Source organism: Luteimonas padinae, assembly GCF_014652935.1.
GTDB lineage: Bacteria > Pseudomonadota > Gammaproteobacteria > Xanthomonadales > Xanthomonadaceae > Luteimonas > Luteimonas padinae.
On record NZ_BMZT01000004.1, the window covers coordinates 61,624 to 77,562 of the forward strand.

General features: G+C 72.1%; 13 protein-coding genes, 1 tRNA gene and 1 pseudogene. 4 read left to right on the top strand and 11 right to left on the bottom strand.

Going from position 1 to position 15,939, the window contains the following annotated elements; genetic code table 11:
• Window positions 1–2 precede the first annotated feature (2 nt).
• Complete coding sequence (locus tag IE168_RS05460; protein WP_189496011.1) at window positions 3–878, bottom strand: tryptophan 2,3-dioxygenase; 876 nt, start codon at window positions 876–878, stop codon at window positions 3–5.
• A gap of 137 nt (window positions 879–1,015) precedes the next feature.
• Here IE168_RS05460 and IE168_RS05465 point away from each other — a divergent pair, with 137 nt between their 5' ends.
• The 4 genes from IE168_RS05465 to IE168_RS05480 all read left to right on the top strand — a co-directional run bounded on the left by IE168_RS05465 (window position 1,016) and on the right by IE168_RS05480 (window position 8,567).
• Entirely contained in the window at window positions 1,016–4,678 is a 3,663-nt protein-coding gene (locus IE168_RS05465) for a Calx-beta domain-containing protein (protein ID WP_189496013.1), read from the top strand.
• A gap of 169 nt (window positions 4,679–4,847) precedes the next feature.
• Window positions 4,848–5,921, top strand: coding sequence for a pyruvate dehydrogenase (acetyl-transferring) E1 component subunit alpha (gene pdhA, locus IE168_RS05470; RefSeq protein ID WP_189496015.1), 1,074 nt, complete (start codon window positions 4,848–4,850; stop codon window positions 5,919–5,921).
• The gene (locus tag IE168_RS05475) at window positions 5,918–6,925 is read left to right on the top strand and encodes an alpha-ketoacid dehydrogenase subunit beta (RefSeq protein ID WP_189496017.1); all 1,008 of its coding nucleotides are present in this window, start codon (window positions 5,918–5,920) and stop codon (window positions 6,923–6,925) included. Before pdhA ends, IE168_RS05475 begins: the two co-directional genes overlap by 4 nt.
• Before the next feature lie 202 nt (window positions 6,926–7,127).
• The gene (locus IE168_RS05480; RefSeq protein ID WP_189496430.1) at window positions 7,128–8,567 is read left to right on the top strand and encodes a dihydrolipoamide acetyltransferase family protein; all 1,440 of its coding nucleotides are present in this window, start codon (window positions 7,128–7,130) and stop codon (window positions 8,565–8,567) included.
• A 268-nt stretch (window positions 8,568–8,835) separates the two neighbouring features.
• On the opposite strand, the gene IE168_RS05485 is transcribed toward IE168_RS05480, so the two are convergent.
• The 10 genes and pseudogenes from IE168_RS05485 to IE168_RS05530 all read right to left on the bottom strand — a co-directional run bounded on the left by IE168_RS05485 (window position 8,836) and on the right by IE168_RS05530 (window position 15,891).
• Entirely contained in the window at window positions 8,836–9,792 is a 957-nt protein-coding gene (locus IE168_RS05485; RefSeq protein ID WP_189496019.1) for an MBL fold metallo-hydrolase, read from the bottom strand.
• A gap of 83 nt (window positions 9,793–9,875) precedes the next feature.
• Window positions 9,876–10,184, bottom strand: a complete 309-nt coding sequence (locus IE168_RS05490; RefSeq protein WP_189496022.1) for a hypothetical protein — start codon at window positions 10,182–10,184, stop codon at window positions 9,876–9,878.
• Window positions 10,185–10,320: 136 nt separating this feature from the next.
• Window positions 10,321–11,509: pseudogene (locus IE168_RS05495) on the bottom strand (tryptophan--tRNA ligase); the annotation flags it as partial.
• 121 nt (window positions 11,510–11,630) lie between these two features.
• Complete coding sequence (locus IE168_RS05500) at window positions 11,631–11,831, bottom strand: CsbD family protein (RefSeq protein ID WP_189496026.1); 201 nt, start codon at window positions 11,829–11,831, stop codon at window positions 11,631–11,633.
• A 126-nt stretch (window positions 11,832–11,957) separates the two neighbouring features.
• Window positions 11,958–12,113 carry an entericidin A/B family lipoprotein gene (locus IE168_RS05505; protein ID WP_189496028.1) on the bottom strand — a complete coding sequence of 52 codons (156 nt, stop codon included), beginning with the start codon at window positions 12,111–12,113 and terminating at the stop codon, window positions 11,958–11,960.
• A gap of 136 nt (window positions 12,114–12,249) precedes the next feature.
• Entirely contained in the window at window positions 12,250–13,173 is a 924-nt protein-coding gene (gene rocF / locus IE168_RS05510) for an arginase (protein ID WP_189496030.1), read from the bottom strand.
• Window positions 13,174–13,200: 27 nt separating this feature from the next.
• Window positions 13,201–13,276 (bottom strand) — tRNA-Thr (locus IE168_RS05515).
• A gap of 27 nt (window positions 13,277–13,303) precedes the next feature.
• On the bottom strand, window positions 13,304–14,113 hold the full coding sequence (locus IE168_RS05520; RefSeq protein WP_189496032.1) for an SPOR domain-containing protein: 810 nt from the start codon (window positions 14,111–14,113) through the stop codon (window positions 13,304–13,306).
• 9 nt (window positions 14,114–14,122) lie between these two features.
• Entirely contained in the window at window positions 14,123–14,863 is a 741-nt protein-coding gene (locus IE168_RS05525; protein WP_189496034.1) for a type III pantothenate kinase, read from the bottom strand.
• Window positions 14,860–15,891 carry a biotin--[acetyl-CoA-carboxylase] ligase gene (locus tag IE168_RS05530; protein WP_189496036.1) on the bottom strand — a complete coding sequence of 344 codons (1,032 nt, stop codon included), beginning with the start codon at window positions 15,889–15,891 and terminating at the stop codon, window positions 14,860–14,862. The genes IE168_RS05525 and IE168_RS05530 overlap by 4 nt, the downstream gene beginning before the upstream one ends.
• Between the last annotated feature and the right edge of the window lie 48 nt (window positions 15,892–15,939).

The following is a 15,939-nucleotide window of genomic DNA, read 5'->3' on the forward strand; positions in this document are numbered from 1 at the left end:
GGTCAGTACGCGGCCTCGGCCGGCAGGCCGCCGATCCGGGTGCGCACTTCGAACAGTTCGGGGAAGAAGGTCAGCTCAAGCGCCTGCTTCAGGAAGCCCACGCCGCTGGAACCGCCGGTGCCGCGCTTGAAGCCGATGATGCGCATCACCGTGCGCATGTGGCGGAAGCGCCAGAGCTGGAACTCGCTTTCCAGGTCCACCAGGTCCTCGCACAGGTGGTAGGCCTCCCAGTGCTCGCGCGTGCCGGCGTAGATGCGCTCGAACACCGCCACCAGCTCCGGGTCCATCACGTGCGGGCGGGTCCAGTCGCGCTCGAGGTGGCGCGCCGGGACCGGGTGCCCGGTGCGGGCCAGGTGGCGCAGGGCCTCGTCGTACAGGCTGGGCGCCTCGAGCGCGCCGCGCAGCATCGACTGCGCCGCGGCGTCGTGGGCGAACACCTTCAGCATCCCGGCGTTCTTGTTGCCGAGCAGGAACTCCACCGTGCGGTACTGCGCCGACTGGAAGCCCGACGAGGGGCCGAGCAGGTGGCGGAACTCCGCGTATTCGGAGGGCGTGAGGGTCTCCAGCACCGACCACATCGCGGTGAGCTGGCGCAGCACCGCCTTGCAGCGCGCGAAGATCTTCTGGCAGGGATCCAGCCGCCCCTCGCGCAGGTGGCCGGTCGCGGCCTGCAGCTCGTGCACCAGCAGCTTCAGCCACAGCTCCGAGACCTGGTGCTGGATGATGAACAGCATCTCGTCGTGGTGCGGCGGGTCGGACACCGGATGCTGCGCCGACAGCAGCCGGTCCAGGTGCAGGTAGCCGCCATAGGTCATGCGCCCCGACAGCTCGGTGTGGATGCCGGCTTCGAGGGCGCGTTCGTTCTGTTCGGTGCTCATGCGCGAAAGGGTAGCGCAGGCCGCCGCTGCAGCGGCGGCGAGGCCGGCGGCCGTGTCACCCTGCTGCCGCATCGCTGGTGCACAATCGCGAGGCCGCGGCGGGGGCCGCGCCAGCCATCTTCCAGGGGAACCATACGATGCAACCGATTCCGCGCCGCCTGGCGCTCGCCCTTGCCCTGTCCGCGGCCATCGGCGCCGCCCAGGCCGACAGCACGCCGCAGACCCTGCCGTTCGCGCAGGACTGGACCGATACCGGCCTGATCACCGCCAACGACGACTGGTCGAACGTGCCCGGCATCCTCGGTTTCCTCGGCGGCGACCTGACCTCGGCCAACGGCGTGGACCCGCAGACCGTGCTCGGCGCCGACGCGACCGGCGTCGTCGACGTCATCGCCAACCAGACCAACACCAGCATCACCAACGGCGGCGTGGCCGAATTCCACATCGCCGACCCGGTGGTGGCGCTGCAGGGCAGCGGTTCGGCGGATGCGCCCTATCTCAGGATCCACCTCGACACCCGCGGCGCGAGCGGCATCCAGGTGTCCTACCGCCTGCGCGACGTCGACGCTTCGGCGGACGACGCCGCCCAGCAGGTCGCGCTGCACTACCGCGTCGGCGGCACCGGCGACTTCGTCAACGTGCCCGAGGCCTACGTGGCCGACGCGAGCAGCCCCGGCGGCACCCGCGAGACGCCGGTGTCGGTGACCCTGCCCGCCGCCGCCGACAACCAGGCCCTGGTCGAGCTGCGGATCATGACGACGAACGCCGCCGGCAACGACGAATGGGTCGGCATCGACGACATCAGCGTGGTCGCCGCCGGCGTCGGCTCCACCCCGGTGATCAACGTCGGCAACGGCAGCGTGGCCGAGGGCGATTCGGGCATCACCGAGATGTTCTTCCAGGTCGCCCTGACCCGGCCCGCCGGCCCCGGCGGCGTCAGCTTCGCCTATGCGACGGTCGACGGCACCGCGCTGGCCGGCCAGGACTACATCGCCGAAAGCGGCACCGCCATCATCGCCGAAGGCGACACTTCGGCCCTGCTCTCGATCGGCGTGATCGGCGACACCGTGGCCGAGCCCGACGAAACCTTCGGCCTCGCGCTGTCGAACATCTCCGGCGCGCAGCATGGCACCCTCGTGGGCACCGGGACCATCGTCAACGACGATTTCGCGATCGTGCCGATCGCCGCCATCCAGGGACCGGGCGCGACCTCGCCGCTGGCCGGCCAGTCGGTCGTCACCGAGGGCATCGTCACCGCGCGCAAGAACAACGGCTTCTTCCTGCAGACCGCGGACGGCCAGGACGACGGCGACGACGCAACGTCCGAAGGCATCTTCGTGTTCACCGCCGGCGCGCCCCCGGCCGCCGCCACCGTCGGCAACCGCGTGCGCGTGCAGGCCACGGTGGAGGAGTACATCCCCGCCGCGGACCCGTACCAGCTGCCGATGACCGAGCTCACCTTCGCCACTGTCACCCAGCTCGGTACCGGCCATGCGCTGCCGGCGCCGGTGGTGCTGTCGGCCGACAGCGTGCTGCCCGATGGCCCGCTCGACCAGCTCGAGGCCTACGAGGGCATGCGCGTCAGCATCCCCAGCGCCACCGTGGTCGCGCCCACCCGCGGCAACACCAGCGAAGCCAACGCCACCTCGACCGGCAACGGCCAGTTCGCGGTGGTCGTCACCGGCGTGCCGCGCCCGCTGCGCGAGGCCGGCATCCAGGTGCCCGACCCGGATCCGAGCGGCACCACCGCCACCGCCATCCCGCGCTGGGACTTCAACCCCGAAGTCATCGCCGTGGACAGCGACACCATCGGCGCGCCGCAGGCCGACCTGGCCGCCGGCTGCCGGATCGTCGACGGCACGCTCACCGGCCCGCTCGACTACACCTTCCGCCGCTACACGATCTACCCCGAAGGCGCGCTGGCGACCGCCTGCGACGGCCGCGACCAGCCGCGCGGCGCGGTCGTGCCGAGCGAGGACCACGCCACCTTCGCCACCTACAACCTGCAGCGTTTCTTCGACACGGTGAACGACCCCGCGATCAGCGAGCCGGTGCTCACTGCCGACGCGTTCGCGGCCCGGCTCAACAAGGCCTCGCTCGGCATCCGCGCCTACATGCATTCGCCCGACGTGATCGGGGTCAGCGAGGTCGAGAACCTCGGCGCGCTGCAGGCGCTGGCCGCCAAGGTCAACGCCGACGCGGTCGCGATGGGCGCGCCCGATCCGGGCTATGTCGCCTATCTCGAGGAAGGCAACGACGTCGGCGGCATCGACGTCGGCTTCCTGGTGAAGGCCGGCGACGTCGCCGCGGGCCTGGCGCGCGTGGACGTGCTGTCGGTCGAGCAGGTCGGCAAGGACGTCAGCTGGACCTACGCCCCCTCGGGCGAGACCAGCCTGCTCAACGACCGCCCGCCGCTGGTGCTCGACGCGGTGGTGAACTTCGCCGACGGCCGCACGCTGCCGGTCACCGTGGTCACGGTGCACCAGCGCTCGCTCAACGACGTCGAAAGCGAAGACGCTGCCGGTACCGGCACCCGCGGCGACCGCGTGCGCCAGAAGCGCCAGCTGCAGGCAGAGTTCCTCGCGGACATGCTGCAGGACAGGCAGGCGGCCGACCCGGAGCGCGGACTCGTGGTGCTCGGCGACTTCAACGCCTTCGAGTTCAACGACGGCTACGCCGACGTCATGGGTACCGTCATCGGCATGCCGTCGGCCGACGACACCACCGCGGTCAATGGCGACGGCGCCGACCTGGTCGAGCCTGACCTGGTCAACGCGACCTACTTCCTGGATCCGTCCGAGCGCTACTCGTTCGTGTTCGAGAACAACGCGCAGTCGCTCGACCACATCCTGCTCAACGAGGCGGCGCTGGGCTCGCAGATCAACTCGTGGACGATCAGCCACGCGCGCCTCAACGCCGACTTCCCGGAAACCGCGCGCAATGACGCCAACAGCGCCGCGCGCCTGTCCGACCACGATCCGTCGGTGCTGATGCTGCGCCTGCAGGCGGTGCAGTTCGCGGACATGGCGGCCGTGGTGACCGCGCCGCAGCCGGTGGTCGCGGTGGCCGGCAGCATGGTCTGGCAGGTCACGGCCAGCAACGCCGGTCCCGACGCGGCGCAGTTCCCCGGCCTGGGCTTCGCGGTGGACGCGGCGCTGCCGCAGCTGGCGGTCACGGCGCCCACCGGCTGGACGTGCGGCCCGACCACCGTCGAGGGCGATGACAGCAGCATCGCGTGCACGGCCGACACGCTGGCCAGCGGCCAGTCCGCCGCGTTCAGCGTCTCGGGCGTGGCCACGCCGGAGACGGCCGGCACCGCCGTGACGCTGACGGCGGCGGCGACGTCGCAGACGCAGGATCCCGACAGCGCCAACGACAGCGACAGCGCGGCGATCGCGGTGGAGGTGCAGGCCGACCTGGGCGTGCAGGTGTCCGGAGCGTCCACGCACTCGCGCGGCGCCACCACCAACCACTCGATCGTGGTGAACAACAACGGGCCGTCCGCGGCGCCGGTTCCGGTGGTCGAGATCGTGACCTCGGTGCCGCGCGCACGCGTCACGGTCGAGCCCTCCCCGGGCTGGACCTGCGCGCCCGCGGCCACCTCCGCGTTCCGGGCCACGTGCACGGCCGACGGCGGCGCCATGCCGGCCAGCGCGACCGCGCTGTTCAGCGTGGTGATCGACACCTCGGGCAGGCTGATGCCCCCGCTGTTCCGGATCGAGGCGGCAGTGGACTCCGCCGCCACCGACCCGGCGCTGCATGACAATGCCGACGCGATGCAGGTGAAGACCGTCCGCTGAGGCCTGCGCTCCGGCGGGACCAGGAAAGCGCGGCCCACGGGCCGCGCTTTTTCGTGCCTTCCCGGATCGCCCCTCGCGACGCGCCGCGGGTTGCCGCAGCGCGCAAAGACCCCCGCATCCCCGGCGGGTATCATGTCCGGCTCCTGTGGATGACCGAGCACGTGACCGCATGAGCGTTGCCGCAAGCTTCGAGATCGAATACCTCCAGTACCTGGGCCCCGACGGCACCCTGGTGGCGGACCTGCCGCCCGAGGCCCCGTCGGCCGCCGACATCCTGCCGCTGTTCCGGCAGATGCTGCTGGTGCGCACCTTCGACGCCAAGGCCATCGCGCTGCAGCGCACCGGCAAGCTCGGCACCTACGCCGCCTGCCTCGGCCACGAGGCCACCCACGTCGGCATCGGCGCCTCGATGCGCCCCGAGGACGTGTTCGCCCCCAGCTACCGCGAGTACGGCGCCCAGTTCATGCGCGGGGTGAAGCCGCGCGAGGTGCTGATGTACTGGGGCGGCGACGAGCGCGGCAACGATTTCTCCGGCCCGAAGCACGACTTCCCCTGGTGCGTGCCGATCGCGACCCAGTGCCTGCACGCGGCCGGCTCGGCGCTGGCGTTCAAGCTCCGCGGCGAGGACCGCGTGGCCGTGACCTGCTGCGGCGACGGCGGCTCGTCGAAGACCGACACCTACGCGGCCATCAACTCGGCCGGCGCCTACGCCCTGCCCTTCATCCAGTGCATCATCAACAACGGCTGGGCGATCTCGGTGCCGCGCAAGTCGCAGACCGGCGCGAAGACGCTCGCGCAGAAGGGCCTGGCCGGCGGCCTGCACTGCCTGCAGGTGGACGGCAACGACCTGTTCGCCGTGCTCGAGGGCATGCGTCGCGCCATGGAACGCGCGCGCTCCGGTGAGGGCGGCAGCGTCATCGAGTTCATGACCTACCGCCTGCACGACCACACCACTGCCGACGACGCCCGACGCTACCGCGACGAGGCCGAGGTCAAGGACGCCTGGACCCGCGACCCGATGACCCGCCTGCGCACCTGGCTCACCGCCCAGGGCGTGTGGGACGAGGCGCAGGAGAAGGCCTGGGTCGAGGAGTGCGGCCAGATGGTCGACGTCGAAATCAACGCCTACCTGGAGAGCAAGGTGCAGCCCGTGGAAGCCATGTTCGACCATCTCTACGCCGATCCGCCGGCCGACCTGCTCGAGCAGCGCGCCGCCGCCATCGCCCTGGAGAAGCGTTCGTGAGCGCCGTGGCGAAGGACGCGGCACCGGCCGCCATCACCCTGATCGAGGCGATCACCCAGGCACTGGCCTACGAGATGCGCAACGACGATTCCGTCGTCGTGCTGGGCGAGGACGTGGGCGTCAACGGCGGCGTGTTCCGCGCCACCGCGGGCCTGCACGCCGAGTTCGGCGACCTGCGCGTGATCGACACCCCGCTGGATGAAACCACGATTGCCGGTTTGACCGTCGGCATGGCCGCGCAGGGCATGAAGCCGGTGGCCGAGGCCCAGTTCGACGGCTTCGTCTATCCGATGCTCGACCATGTGATCTGCCACGCCGCGCGCTTCCGCTATCGCACCCGCGGCCGCCTGACCTGCCCGATGGTGCTGCGCGTGCCGTGGGGCGGCGGCATCCGCGCGCCCGAGCACCACTCCGAGGCCAACGAGGCGCTGTTCACCAACGTGCCGGGCCTGCGCGTGGTCCTGCCCTCGTCGCCGGCGCGCGCCTACGGCCTGCTGCTGGCCGCGATCCGCGAAGAGGATCCGGTGATCTTCTTCGAGCCCAAGCGCATCTACCGCCAGTACAAGGAAGTGGTGCCCGACGACGGCGAGGCGCTGCCGCTGGACGTGTGCTTCGTGCTGCGCGACGGCACCGACGTGACCCTGGTGACCTGGGGCGCGCAGGTGAAGGAGACGCTGGAAGCCGCCGAGGCGCTGGCGAAGGACGGCATCAGCGCCGAGGTCATCGACGTCGCCACGCTCAAGCCGCTTGACTTCGCCACCATCGCCGAATCGGTGGCGAAAACCGGCCGCTGCGTGATCGTGCACGAGGCGCCCAAGACCGCCGGCTTCGGCGGCGAGATCGCCGCGCGCCTGGCCGAGGAGTGCATGTACGACCTGCTGGCGCCGGTCGAGCGCGTCACCGGCTACGACACGCACATCCCGCTGTTCCGGCTGGAAATGAAGTACCTGCCGAGCGTCGAGAAGATCGTCGCCGCGGCGAAGCGGGCGATGGCCGCCGGCTGAGGACATTCGGCGGGGCCGTTCACGCGGCTCCGCCAACCCGCCGCGAAGGCAGCGCGTCCCGCGCGACGGGGCAGCTGCAGGACGCGGCAGGCGCACTGACAATGACATCGCAGGGCCCGCAGCATCGGCACAGCACGCCGGCATCGGGCCAGTGACCAGATCGAACCGCTCCCGCAGGGAGCACCGGATTCCCGAGGACACCATGGCCGACAAGAAGACCTTCCACCTCCCCGACCTTGGCGAAGGCCTGCCCGACGCGACCATCGTCGAATGGTTCGTGAAAGTCGGCGACACCGTGCGCCTGGACGAGAACCTGGTGTCGATGGAGACCGCCAAGGCCGTGGTCGAGGTGCCCTCGCCGGTCTCGGGCAAGGTGCTGAAGCTGGCCGGCGGCGCCGGCGACGTGGTGATCACCGGCGCGATGCTGGCCGAGTTCGAGATCGACCCCAGCCTGCCACAGCGCGCCGAGGGCCAGGACACCGGCCACCACCACGGCGGCGGCCACGGCGTGGGCAGCGAGGATCCGGCGCCCGACCACCGCGTGGTCGCCTCCGACGAGGGCGGCGCGATCGAGGACGCCGGCGAGCCGGCACCGAAGGCAACCGCCACCGGCGAGCGCGCCGACAGCGGCACCGTGGTCGGCGCCATGCAGTCCTCCGACGCCGTGCATACCGAACAGGCCGTGGCCGTGGGCGGCGTGCGCGCCATGCCCGCCGTGCGCGCCCAGGCGCGCAAGCTCAAGGTCGACCTGTCGCGCGTGCGCGGCACCGGTCCCGACGGCACCGTGACCATGGCCGACGTGAAGCGGGCCGCGGCCGACGGCAGCGCCGCTGTGGGAGCAGCTACAGCTGCGACCCGCGGTGCGGCAATGGCCAATACTTCCGGCCAGCCCGGGGTCGCAGCTGTAGCTGCTCCTACAGGGGCGAGCGGGGCGGACCGCGGGCGCACCGCGCTCTCCGCCTCGGGCAAGCCGATGCGCACGCAGCCGCCGGGCGTCACCGCCAGCGGCCAGCCCGAGCAGCTCAAGGGCGTGCGCCGCAACATGGCGCGGGTCATGGCCGACGCGCACAGCAAGGTCGTGCCGACCACGCTCGTCGACGACGCCGACCTGCACGCCTGGGTCGGCAAGCAGGACATCACCGCGCGCCTGATCCGCGCCATCTGCGCCGCGGCGAAGGCGGTGCCGGCGCTCAACGCCTGGTTCGACGGTGACAATCTCACCCGCACGATGCATCCGCACGTCGACATCGGCATCGCCGTGGACACCGACGACGGCCTGTTCGTGCCGGCCCTGCGCAACGCCGATGTGCTCGACGCGGCCGGCGTGCGCGCCGGCATCCAGCGCCTGCGCGCCCAGGTCGAGGACCGCAGCATCCCGGCCAGCGAGCTCTCGGGCTACACCATCAGCCTGTCCAACTTCGGCATGTTTGCCGGCCGCTACGCCACGCCCGTGGTGGTGCCGCCCTGCGTGGCCATCGTCGGCGCCGGCAAGCTCAGCCAGGACGTGGTCGCGGTGATCGGCGGCATCGAAGTGCATCGCCGCATGCCGATCTCGCTCACCTTCGACCACCGCGCCGCCACCGGCGGCGAGGCCGCGCGCTTCCTCAAGGCGATCCTGGACGACCTGGTGCTTCCCAACTGACGGGCTCCGGCTGACGGCGGCGCCTGGCGCGCCGCCGCATCGGCGTTCCCGTGGCGGGAGGACTTGCCTGCGTCGGCCGCGGCGTGGAGGATCGGGCGTAGCAGCGGGACCCTTTCGGGCCGCACCTCAACCACTGGGACTGACCGGCTGGACTGATCGGTGGATGGGGTCGCAGCTGTAGCTGCTCCTACAGACGGCAGCCGAGGTGGCCCACACCCCTGTAGGAGCAGCTACAGCGGCGCCCCGTCCCGGTCCACCGCAGGAGCAGCTACAGCTGCGAACGCCCCGCCGCGCGACGCTCGCGCTCCAGCCAGGCGACCAGCCCCTGTGCGTTGAGCTCGATATCCATCTCCAGCAGCGCCGGCACCACCCGCTCCGGATCCGTCACCCCGTGGATGCGCGCGCGATCGACGTAGAGCTTCGTCAACGCCTGCTTCAGCGCCTCGTGGCGTTCCGGCGCGTCGTCCAGGAACTGCGCCAGCGCGACCATCGCATCCACCTGCTCGATCAGCCGCAGGCCGACCCGTTGCACGTCACGCACGGCGCCGAAATGGGTCACGTGGCAGACCTTCGGCCCGGCCGCGAGCAGGCGTCTGATCGAATCCTTCATCTGCAGCGGATCGAACTGCACCGGCGAGGTGGTCGGGATCGCGAACGACCGGCCGTCGACGTCGAGCTCGCGGTAGGAAATGCCGAAGGCGTCGCCGGTGAACCAGGCACGCGTGCGTTCGTCCCACACCGACAGGTGGTGGAGCGCATGACCCGGCGTGTGTGCGAGCAGCAGCGGCCTGCCGGCGAGGTCCAGCACCTGGCCGTCCGCGGCTTCAAGCACGCGCTCCGCAGGCGCCGGCACCAGGCCGCCGTAGGCCACCTCGAACAGGGCATCGCCATAGACCTGGCGCGCGCTCGCGATCAGCTTCGCCGGATCGACGAGATGCGGCGCACCGCGCGGATGCACCACCAGCTTCGCCGCCGGCAGCTCGCGCAGCAGCGCGCCCGCACCACCGGCATGGTCGAGGTGGACGTGGGTGGCGATGAGCCAGTCGACCGCGTCCGGCGCCAGCCCCGCGGCATCGAGCGCCGCGAGCATGTTCGGCACGCTGTGCAGGGTGCCGCAGTCGATGAAGGCCGCGCGGCCGTTCTCGACCAGCAGCCAGGCGGCGCAGAACGCCGGCCGCTCGCCGAAGCCGGTGTCGATGATGGTGATGCCGTCGCCTGCCCGCACGCCCTTTCCTTACACCGTGGACCACGCTGCAGTCTAGCGACCAGCACTGCCCGCGCCGATGCGGCCTTGGTCGAACGCGTCGCTCAGCGGCGGCGGAACAGCAGCATCCGCAGCACGAACGCCACCAGCATCGCCGCCAGGAACACGCCATAGCCCGCCGCGGTGGCGAGGATGTGCCGCCACATGCGCCCGTGCGCGGGATCGGCGAGGTCCTGCAGCCAGTACAGGCTGGCCACGAACAGCGCCAGCGACGCGAGGATCGCGGCCAGGTCGTAGAGACGGCGCGCGACGCCGCGCGGCTGCCGCGGCCAGATCCAGAACAGCGCGGACAGGATCAGGAACCAGGGCAGAAACAGGATCAGGGTGAGGTTGTTCTCGACCAGGGGGTTCACGCCGCATCCTCCGCGAAGCGATCCAGCGCCCGCAGCAGCGCGTCGTCGTCCACGCCTTCGCCGAGCACGCCCACGGCGGCGTCGTCCAGCCAGACGCGGCCCGCGGCATCGACACGCGGCGCGGCGGCGCCGGACCTGAGCATCGCCACCACGCGACCGGCGTCGCGCGGCGATTCGAAGCCATCGCCCTGCAGCAGCAGCCGGTCGCCGTCCACCAGCTTGAAGTGGAAGCGGCCGTCGGCCTCGCGGTACTGCTTGAACACCGGCAGGGCGGGCTTGGCCTCGACGTCCCCGGCCTGTGCATCGCGGCCCGGTGCCAGCGACAGGTCGCGCAGGCCGACGGCCTCGCGCAGGCGGGCGAGGAAGGGCCGGGCGTGCGCGTCACGCAGGCGCTCGCCGCCCCGGCGCAGCACGCGCTCGATGCCGGCGGGATCGGCGACCAGGGCCTGGTAGCGCTCGCGCAGCGGCGCCAGCTCGGCATCGATGCGCTCGAACAGCTGCGTCTTGGCCTCGCTCCAGGCGATGCCATCGGCGAAGGCCCGGCGCATCGCCTCCGTCTCGCCGGCGCTGGCGAAGGCCTGGTAGAGCTGGAACAGCGCCGAACCTTCGGTGTCCTTCGGCTCGCCCGGCAGGCGCGAGTCGGTCAGGATCGAGAACACCAGCCGCCGCAGCTCCTCGCGCGGCGCGAACAGCGGGATCACGTTGTCGTAGCTCTTCGACATCTTGCGGCCGTCCAGGCCCGGCAGCGTCGCGACCTGCTCCTCGATCGCCGCCTCGGGCAGCGTGAAGTGCTCGCCGTACAGGTGGTTGAAGCGCTGCGCGAAATCGCGCGCCATTTCGATGTGCTGCACCTGGTCGCGGCCCACCGGCACCCGGTGGGCGTTGAACAGCAGGATGTCGGCGGCCATCAGCACCGGGTACATGTACAGGCCCGCGGTCACGCCGGCATCCTCGTCCATGCCCTCGGCGCGGTTGCGGTCGACCGCGGCCTTGTACGCGTGCGCGCGGTTGAGCAGGCCCTTGCCGGCCACGCAAGTCAGCAGCCAGGTCAGTTCGGTGGTCTCGGGGATGTCGGACTGGCGGTAGAACGCGACCTGGTCGGGGTCCAGCCCGCAGGCGATCCAGCTCGCCGCGATTTCCAGCGTGGAGCGCTGCACGCGCACCGGATCCTGGGTGCTGATCAGGGCGTGGTAGTCGGCGAGGAAGAAGAAGCTTTCAGCACCCGGAAGCGTGCTCGCCACAACCGCGGGACGGATGGCGCCGACGTAGTTGCCGAGGTGGGGAACGCCGGTGGGCTTGATGCCGGTGAGGACGCGGAGGCTCATGTGCGGGGACAGGGACGCGGGAAAATGGGGCCCATTCTATCCCCGCGGCCCCGGCGGCCACCGCCGCCACAAAAGAAGAGGGCCGGCATGTGCCGGCCCTCCGGGTCACGCAGGCAGTGGATCAGCCCAGGTCCTTCTCGAAGTCGCGGACCTCGCGCTCGGCGCGGTCGCGCTCCCAGCCGTACTGCTCCTGCAGCTTGCCGGCCAGGTATTCGCCGTTGCCCTCGGCGACGTCGAAGACGTCATCGGTCAGGTCGCCCCAGCGTGCCTGGGCCTTGCCCTTCAGCTGGCTCCACTTGCCCGAAATGATGTCCTTGTTCATGCGCTGCTCCTCGATCTTCTGTGGGGGGAGTGCCGCATCGCTGCGGAACGCCCCCAGAGTGCCGCGGACCGCATCACCGCAAGGTCAAGATTCCGTTGCGCCGGCCTTCACCTCGGCAACGCGGGTTCAGCGCGGATCGGTCGCACCGGTGTCGTCGGCCGCGTCTTCGACCTTCTCGCCGACCTTCTGCACGTCCTTGCCGGCGCCGGCCACGGTGTTGCACGCGGTGAGCATGCCGATCGAGAACATCGAAACCATCATCAGGATCGCAATACGCTTCATGTGACTCTCCTTCTATGCAGGGTGCCGCAGGCGGCCACCGCCCCGGTCAGGGACATGAAACGCAGCATGAGGTGAATTCCGCGTTGACGCGGGCCGCCGCGCCGGACCTCGGCGGGCCCGGTGTTCATGTCCCCGGTCAGTCGCGCATCAGCGTGGACTTGCCGAACAGGCTCTCCACCAGGTCCACGGCCAGGCGCGCGGTGCGGTTGCGCTTGTCGAGCGCCGGGTTGACCTCGACCACGTCGAGCGAGTCGGCGCCCCCCGCGTCGGCGATCATTTCCATCATCAGCTGCGCTTCGCGGTAGTCGAGGCCGCCGGGCACGCGGGTGCCGGTGCCGGGCGCGATCGAGGGGTCGAGCACGTCGACGTCGAAGCTCACGTGCAGGTGGGTATCGGCGTCGAGACCGGCCAGCGCCTCCTCCATCACCTGCTTCATGCCGACCTCGTCGATGTAGCGCATGTCGTAGATGTCGAGGCCGTGCTCGCGCACCAGGCGCTTTTCCTCGGGATCCACCGAACGGATGCCGATCTGGCGGACGTCGGCCGGCGAGATCATCGGGCCCTGTCCGCCCAGATTGACCAGCGCGTCGGGGCCGAGGCCGCAGAGGCAGGCCACCGGCATGCCGTGGACGTTGCCGGACGGCGTGATCGCGGAGGTGTTGAAGTCGGCGTGGGCATCGAGCCAGAGCACTCGCAGGCGCTTGCCCTGCGCGCGGCAGTGGCGCGCGACCGCGGTGATCGAGCCCATCGCCAGGCAGTGGTCGCCGCCGAGCATCACCGGCATGCGGCCGGCCGCGAGCTCGGCGGCGGACATCTCCATCACCGCGCGGTTCCAGGCCACGACCTCGTCGAGGTGGCGGTAGCCTTCGACCGGCGGCATCCAGGGATTGCGCGGGCCGGCCACGTCGCCGCGGTCGGCGACGTCGATGCCGCGCGCGGCCAGCGCCTCCACCAGGCCGGCGACCCGCAGCGCCTCCGGCCCCATCGACGCCCCCCGCGTGCCGGCACCGACGTCGGTCGGGACTCCAAAGACGGACACGGGCTGCGGCTTCAGCGACATGCGGGGCTCCAGCGGACACGGGCGGGATGGTGCCGGCAGTCCGGATCGAACGGACGACCTACCGCTTACAAGGCGGTTGCTCTACCAGCTGAGCTATGCCGGCACGTGCGCCATGAAGGCGCGCGGCATTCTAGCGCGACGCGACGACCACGTCGGCACAGTCGATCTCGCGCGCTTCGGCGGCGCCCGCGGTCGTGCGCGCGGCCGCGGCATCGAAGGTGGGACCGGCGGCGAAGTCGAGCCAGTGGCGCGTCGACGCTTCGCCCAGCGGCTGCGCCTGCACGGGGAAACCGGCGCCGCGCAGCGCGGCCTCGCGGCGGCGCGCGGCGGGCTCGCTGCCGTAGCGGCCCAGCGCGATGCCGTTGGCCTCGTCGCCGGACGGGATCACCAGCAGGTCGTCGAAGCCCGCCTCGCGGATCCTGGCCGCCAGCGCATTGGCGGCTGCTCGGTCGGGCTGGGGCGCCATCACCACGCGCCAGCCGCGCGGCGCTTCGACCACGTCGCGCACGCGCGTGCGCGTCGCGCCGAGCGGCTGCAGCGCGCCGCGCGCCGCGGCCACCGACGGGGCGTCGGCGTAGGGCCCGAAGCTCAGGCAGCGCAGCGGCGAAGCCGGGGGCGTCGCGTCGGGCGCCGGTGCAGGCACCGCGGCGACGCTGGCGACCGCCGCAGGCGGCGCGTCGGCAACGGACTGCGACGCCGCTGCCCCGGCCTCGTCCACGCCAGGTCCGCTCACGGCCTCCGCGTCGCGCGCAGCCTGCGTTGCCGGCTGCGCGACGGCGCCATCCGCGCCTTCGGCGGCTTCGCCAAGCAGCCGCAGCGGCTGCACGCCCTCGGGCTGGACCCAGGGCGTCGGCGGCAGCGGCCCCGGGCGCAGCAGCCACCAGGTGGCCACGCCGAAGTTGAGCATCACCAAGAGGACGAGCAGTGCGCGCGCGGGCATGCCCGGATTCTAGCCCGCGCCTGCGGGCTGGCGGGACAGCCGCGCCAGCCCGTCCATCACCAGCGAAGGCCGGTGCAGCGCGCCCGGCAGCGCCGCCAGCAGCATGCCCGCGCCTCCGCCATGCACGACGATCGCCGGCGGCGCGCCTGCCAGCCGCGCCGCCGCGTCTCGGCTGCGCTCCACCAGGCCCAGCGCCGCGCCGGCGCAGCCCGCGGCCAGGGCATCCTCGGTGCCGGTGCCGAATTGCACGAGGGCCCCGCCCTCCAGCGGCAGCTGCGACGCGCGCGCGTGCAGGGCTTCGCGCATCAGCGTCGGCGAGGGTGCGATGCAGCCGCCGAGATGCACGCCTTCGGCGTCCACCAGATCGATGGTGAGCGCGGTGCCCACGCCGACCACCAGCACCCCGCCCGCCACCTGCGCGCGCGCGCCGATCATCGCCAGCGCGCGGTCCACGCCCAGCCGCGCGGGATCGTCGTAGCCGATCCGCACGCCGCCCATCTCCCGCGCCACGCGCACCTCGACCACGCGCGCCGCGCGCGGCACCAGCACCTGCAGCAGCGCCGCGCGCAGGGCGGCCGGACCCACGCTGGCCACCCAGGCCACGTCGATCCGCGGCGGCAGCGCTGCCATCCAGCCCGCGCCCAGCACATGCTCTCCGTGCGGAAAGGCCGCCACCTCGCCCGCGCTGCCGTGGCGCAGCGGCGCCAGCTTGAGGCGCGTGTTGCCGAGGTCGAAGGCCCAGTCGCTCATGCCGCCGCCCGCAGGCTGGCCTCGCCGGCGTGGAAGTGGCGCTCGACGCCGTCCACGTCCACGCGCAGCGCGCCGTCGGCTGCCAGGCCCAGCGCCCTGCCCGCGTGCACCACGCTGCCCGCGCGCACCTCGACCTCGCGGCCGGCCAGCGCGTCCAGCGCGGCATGCCGCGACAGGAATGGCGCCAGGCCCTCGCGGTCGAAGCGGGACAGTGCCGGCACCAGGCTCGCGACCATCGCCGCCGCCAGTGCGCTGCGCGTCGGCGCCGCCGGGTGCGGCAGGCCGGCCAGGTCGCACCAGGGCTGGTCGATCCCGGCGGCGACGGCCGCCGGCATGCGCACGTTGAGGCCGAGCCCCACCACCGCGCGCACCGGCCCGGCGTGTTCGCCGCCGCCTTCGACGAGCAGGCCGCCGAGCTTGCGCAGTGCGCCCGTCGCATGGTCGACCAGCACCAGGTCGTTGGGCCACTTCAGCCGGACGGCCCCGTAGCCGAGGCCATGCAGCGCTTCGGCCGCCGCTACGCCGGCCACCAGGCCAAGGCCGCCCAGCCTCGCCAGGCCGCCATCGAAAGCGCGGGCCAGCGACAGGTAGAGGTTGGCGGCCAGCGGCGACACCCACTCCCGCCCGAGCCGCCCGCGGCCGCCCAGCTGGCGTTCCGCCAGCAGCACCTCGACGCGGCCCGCGGGGACCCGGCGCCGCAGCAGTTCGCTGTTGGTCGAATCGATCGCCCAGGCCACTTCGGGCCCCTGCACTTCGGCGCGCACGCTGTCGGGCAGCAGGGCCGCGATCGCGTCCGCTTCCAGCAGGTCCACGGGCGCCTCCAGGGCGTAGCCGCGCCCCGGCCGGGCACCGATGGCGATGCCGGCCGCGCGCAGGGCCTCGATCCGCTTCCACATCGCCGCGCGGGTCAGGCCGGCCTCGCGCGCGAGCACGTCGCCCGACACCGGGCCGCGCGCCAGGCGCAGCAGCAGGGTCTTCTCCGCCGTCTCGCCCTCGCGGGAAGCGGCTCCGTCGTCGTGCCCGGTCATGGCCGGATTATCACATTCCGCCCCGCCAGGCCGCTTGCGCCGCCCCGC

Excerpts from the sequence above, each read along its gene's own strand:
- IE168_RS05520 (WP_189496032.1), bottom strand. The coding sequence starts at position 14,113 with ATGCCCGCGCGCGCACTGCTCGTCCTCTTGGTGATGCTCAACTTCGGC.
- IE168_RS05530 (WP_189496036.1), bottom strand. The coding sequence starts at position 15,891 with ATGACCGGGCACGACGACGGAGCCGCTTCCCGCGAGGGCGAGACGGCG.
- rocF (WP_189496030.1), bottom strand. The coding sequence starts at position 13,173 with ATGTCGCTGAAGCCGCAGCCCGTGTCCGTCTTTGGAGTCCCGACCGAC.
- IE168_RS05505 (WP_189496028.1), bottom strand. The coding sequence starts at position 12,113 with ATGAAGCGTATTGCGATCCTGATGATGGTTTCGATGTTCTCGATCGGC.
- IE168_RS05460 (WP_189496011.1), bottom strand. The coding sequence starts at position 878 with ATGAGCACCGAACAGAACGAACGCGCCCTCGAAGCCGGCATCCACACC.
- IE168_RS05500 (WP_189496026.1), bottom strand. The coding sequence starts at position 11,831 with ATGAACAAGGACATCATTTCGGGCAAGTGGAGCCAGCTGAAGGGCAAG.
- IE168_RS05480 (WP_189496430.1), top strand. The coding sequence starts at position 7,128 with ATGGCCGACAAGAAGACCTTCCACCTCCCCGACCTTGGCGAAGGCCTG.
- IE168_RS05525 (WP_189496034.1), bottom strand. The coding sequence starts at position 14,863 with ATGAGCGACTGGGCCTTCGACCTCGGCAACACGCGCCTCAAGCTGGCG.
- IE168_RS05465 (WP_189496013.1), top strand. The coding sequence starts at position 1,016 with ATGCAACCGATTCCGCGCCGCCTGGCGCTCGCCCTTGCCCTGTCCGCG.
- pdhA (WP_189496015.1), top strand. The coding sequence starts at position 4,848 with ATGAGCGTTGCCGCAAGCTTCGAGATCGAATACCTCCAGTACCTGGGC.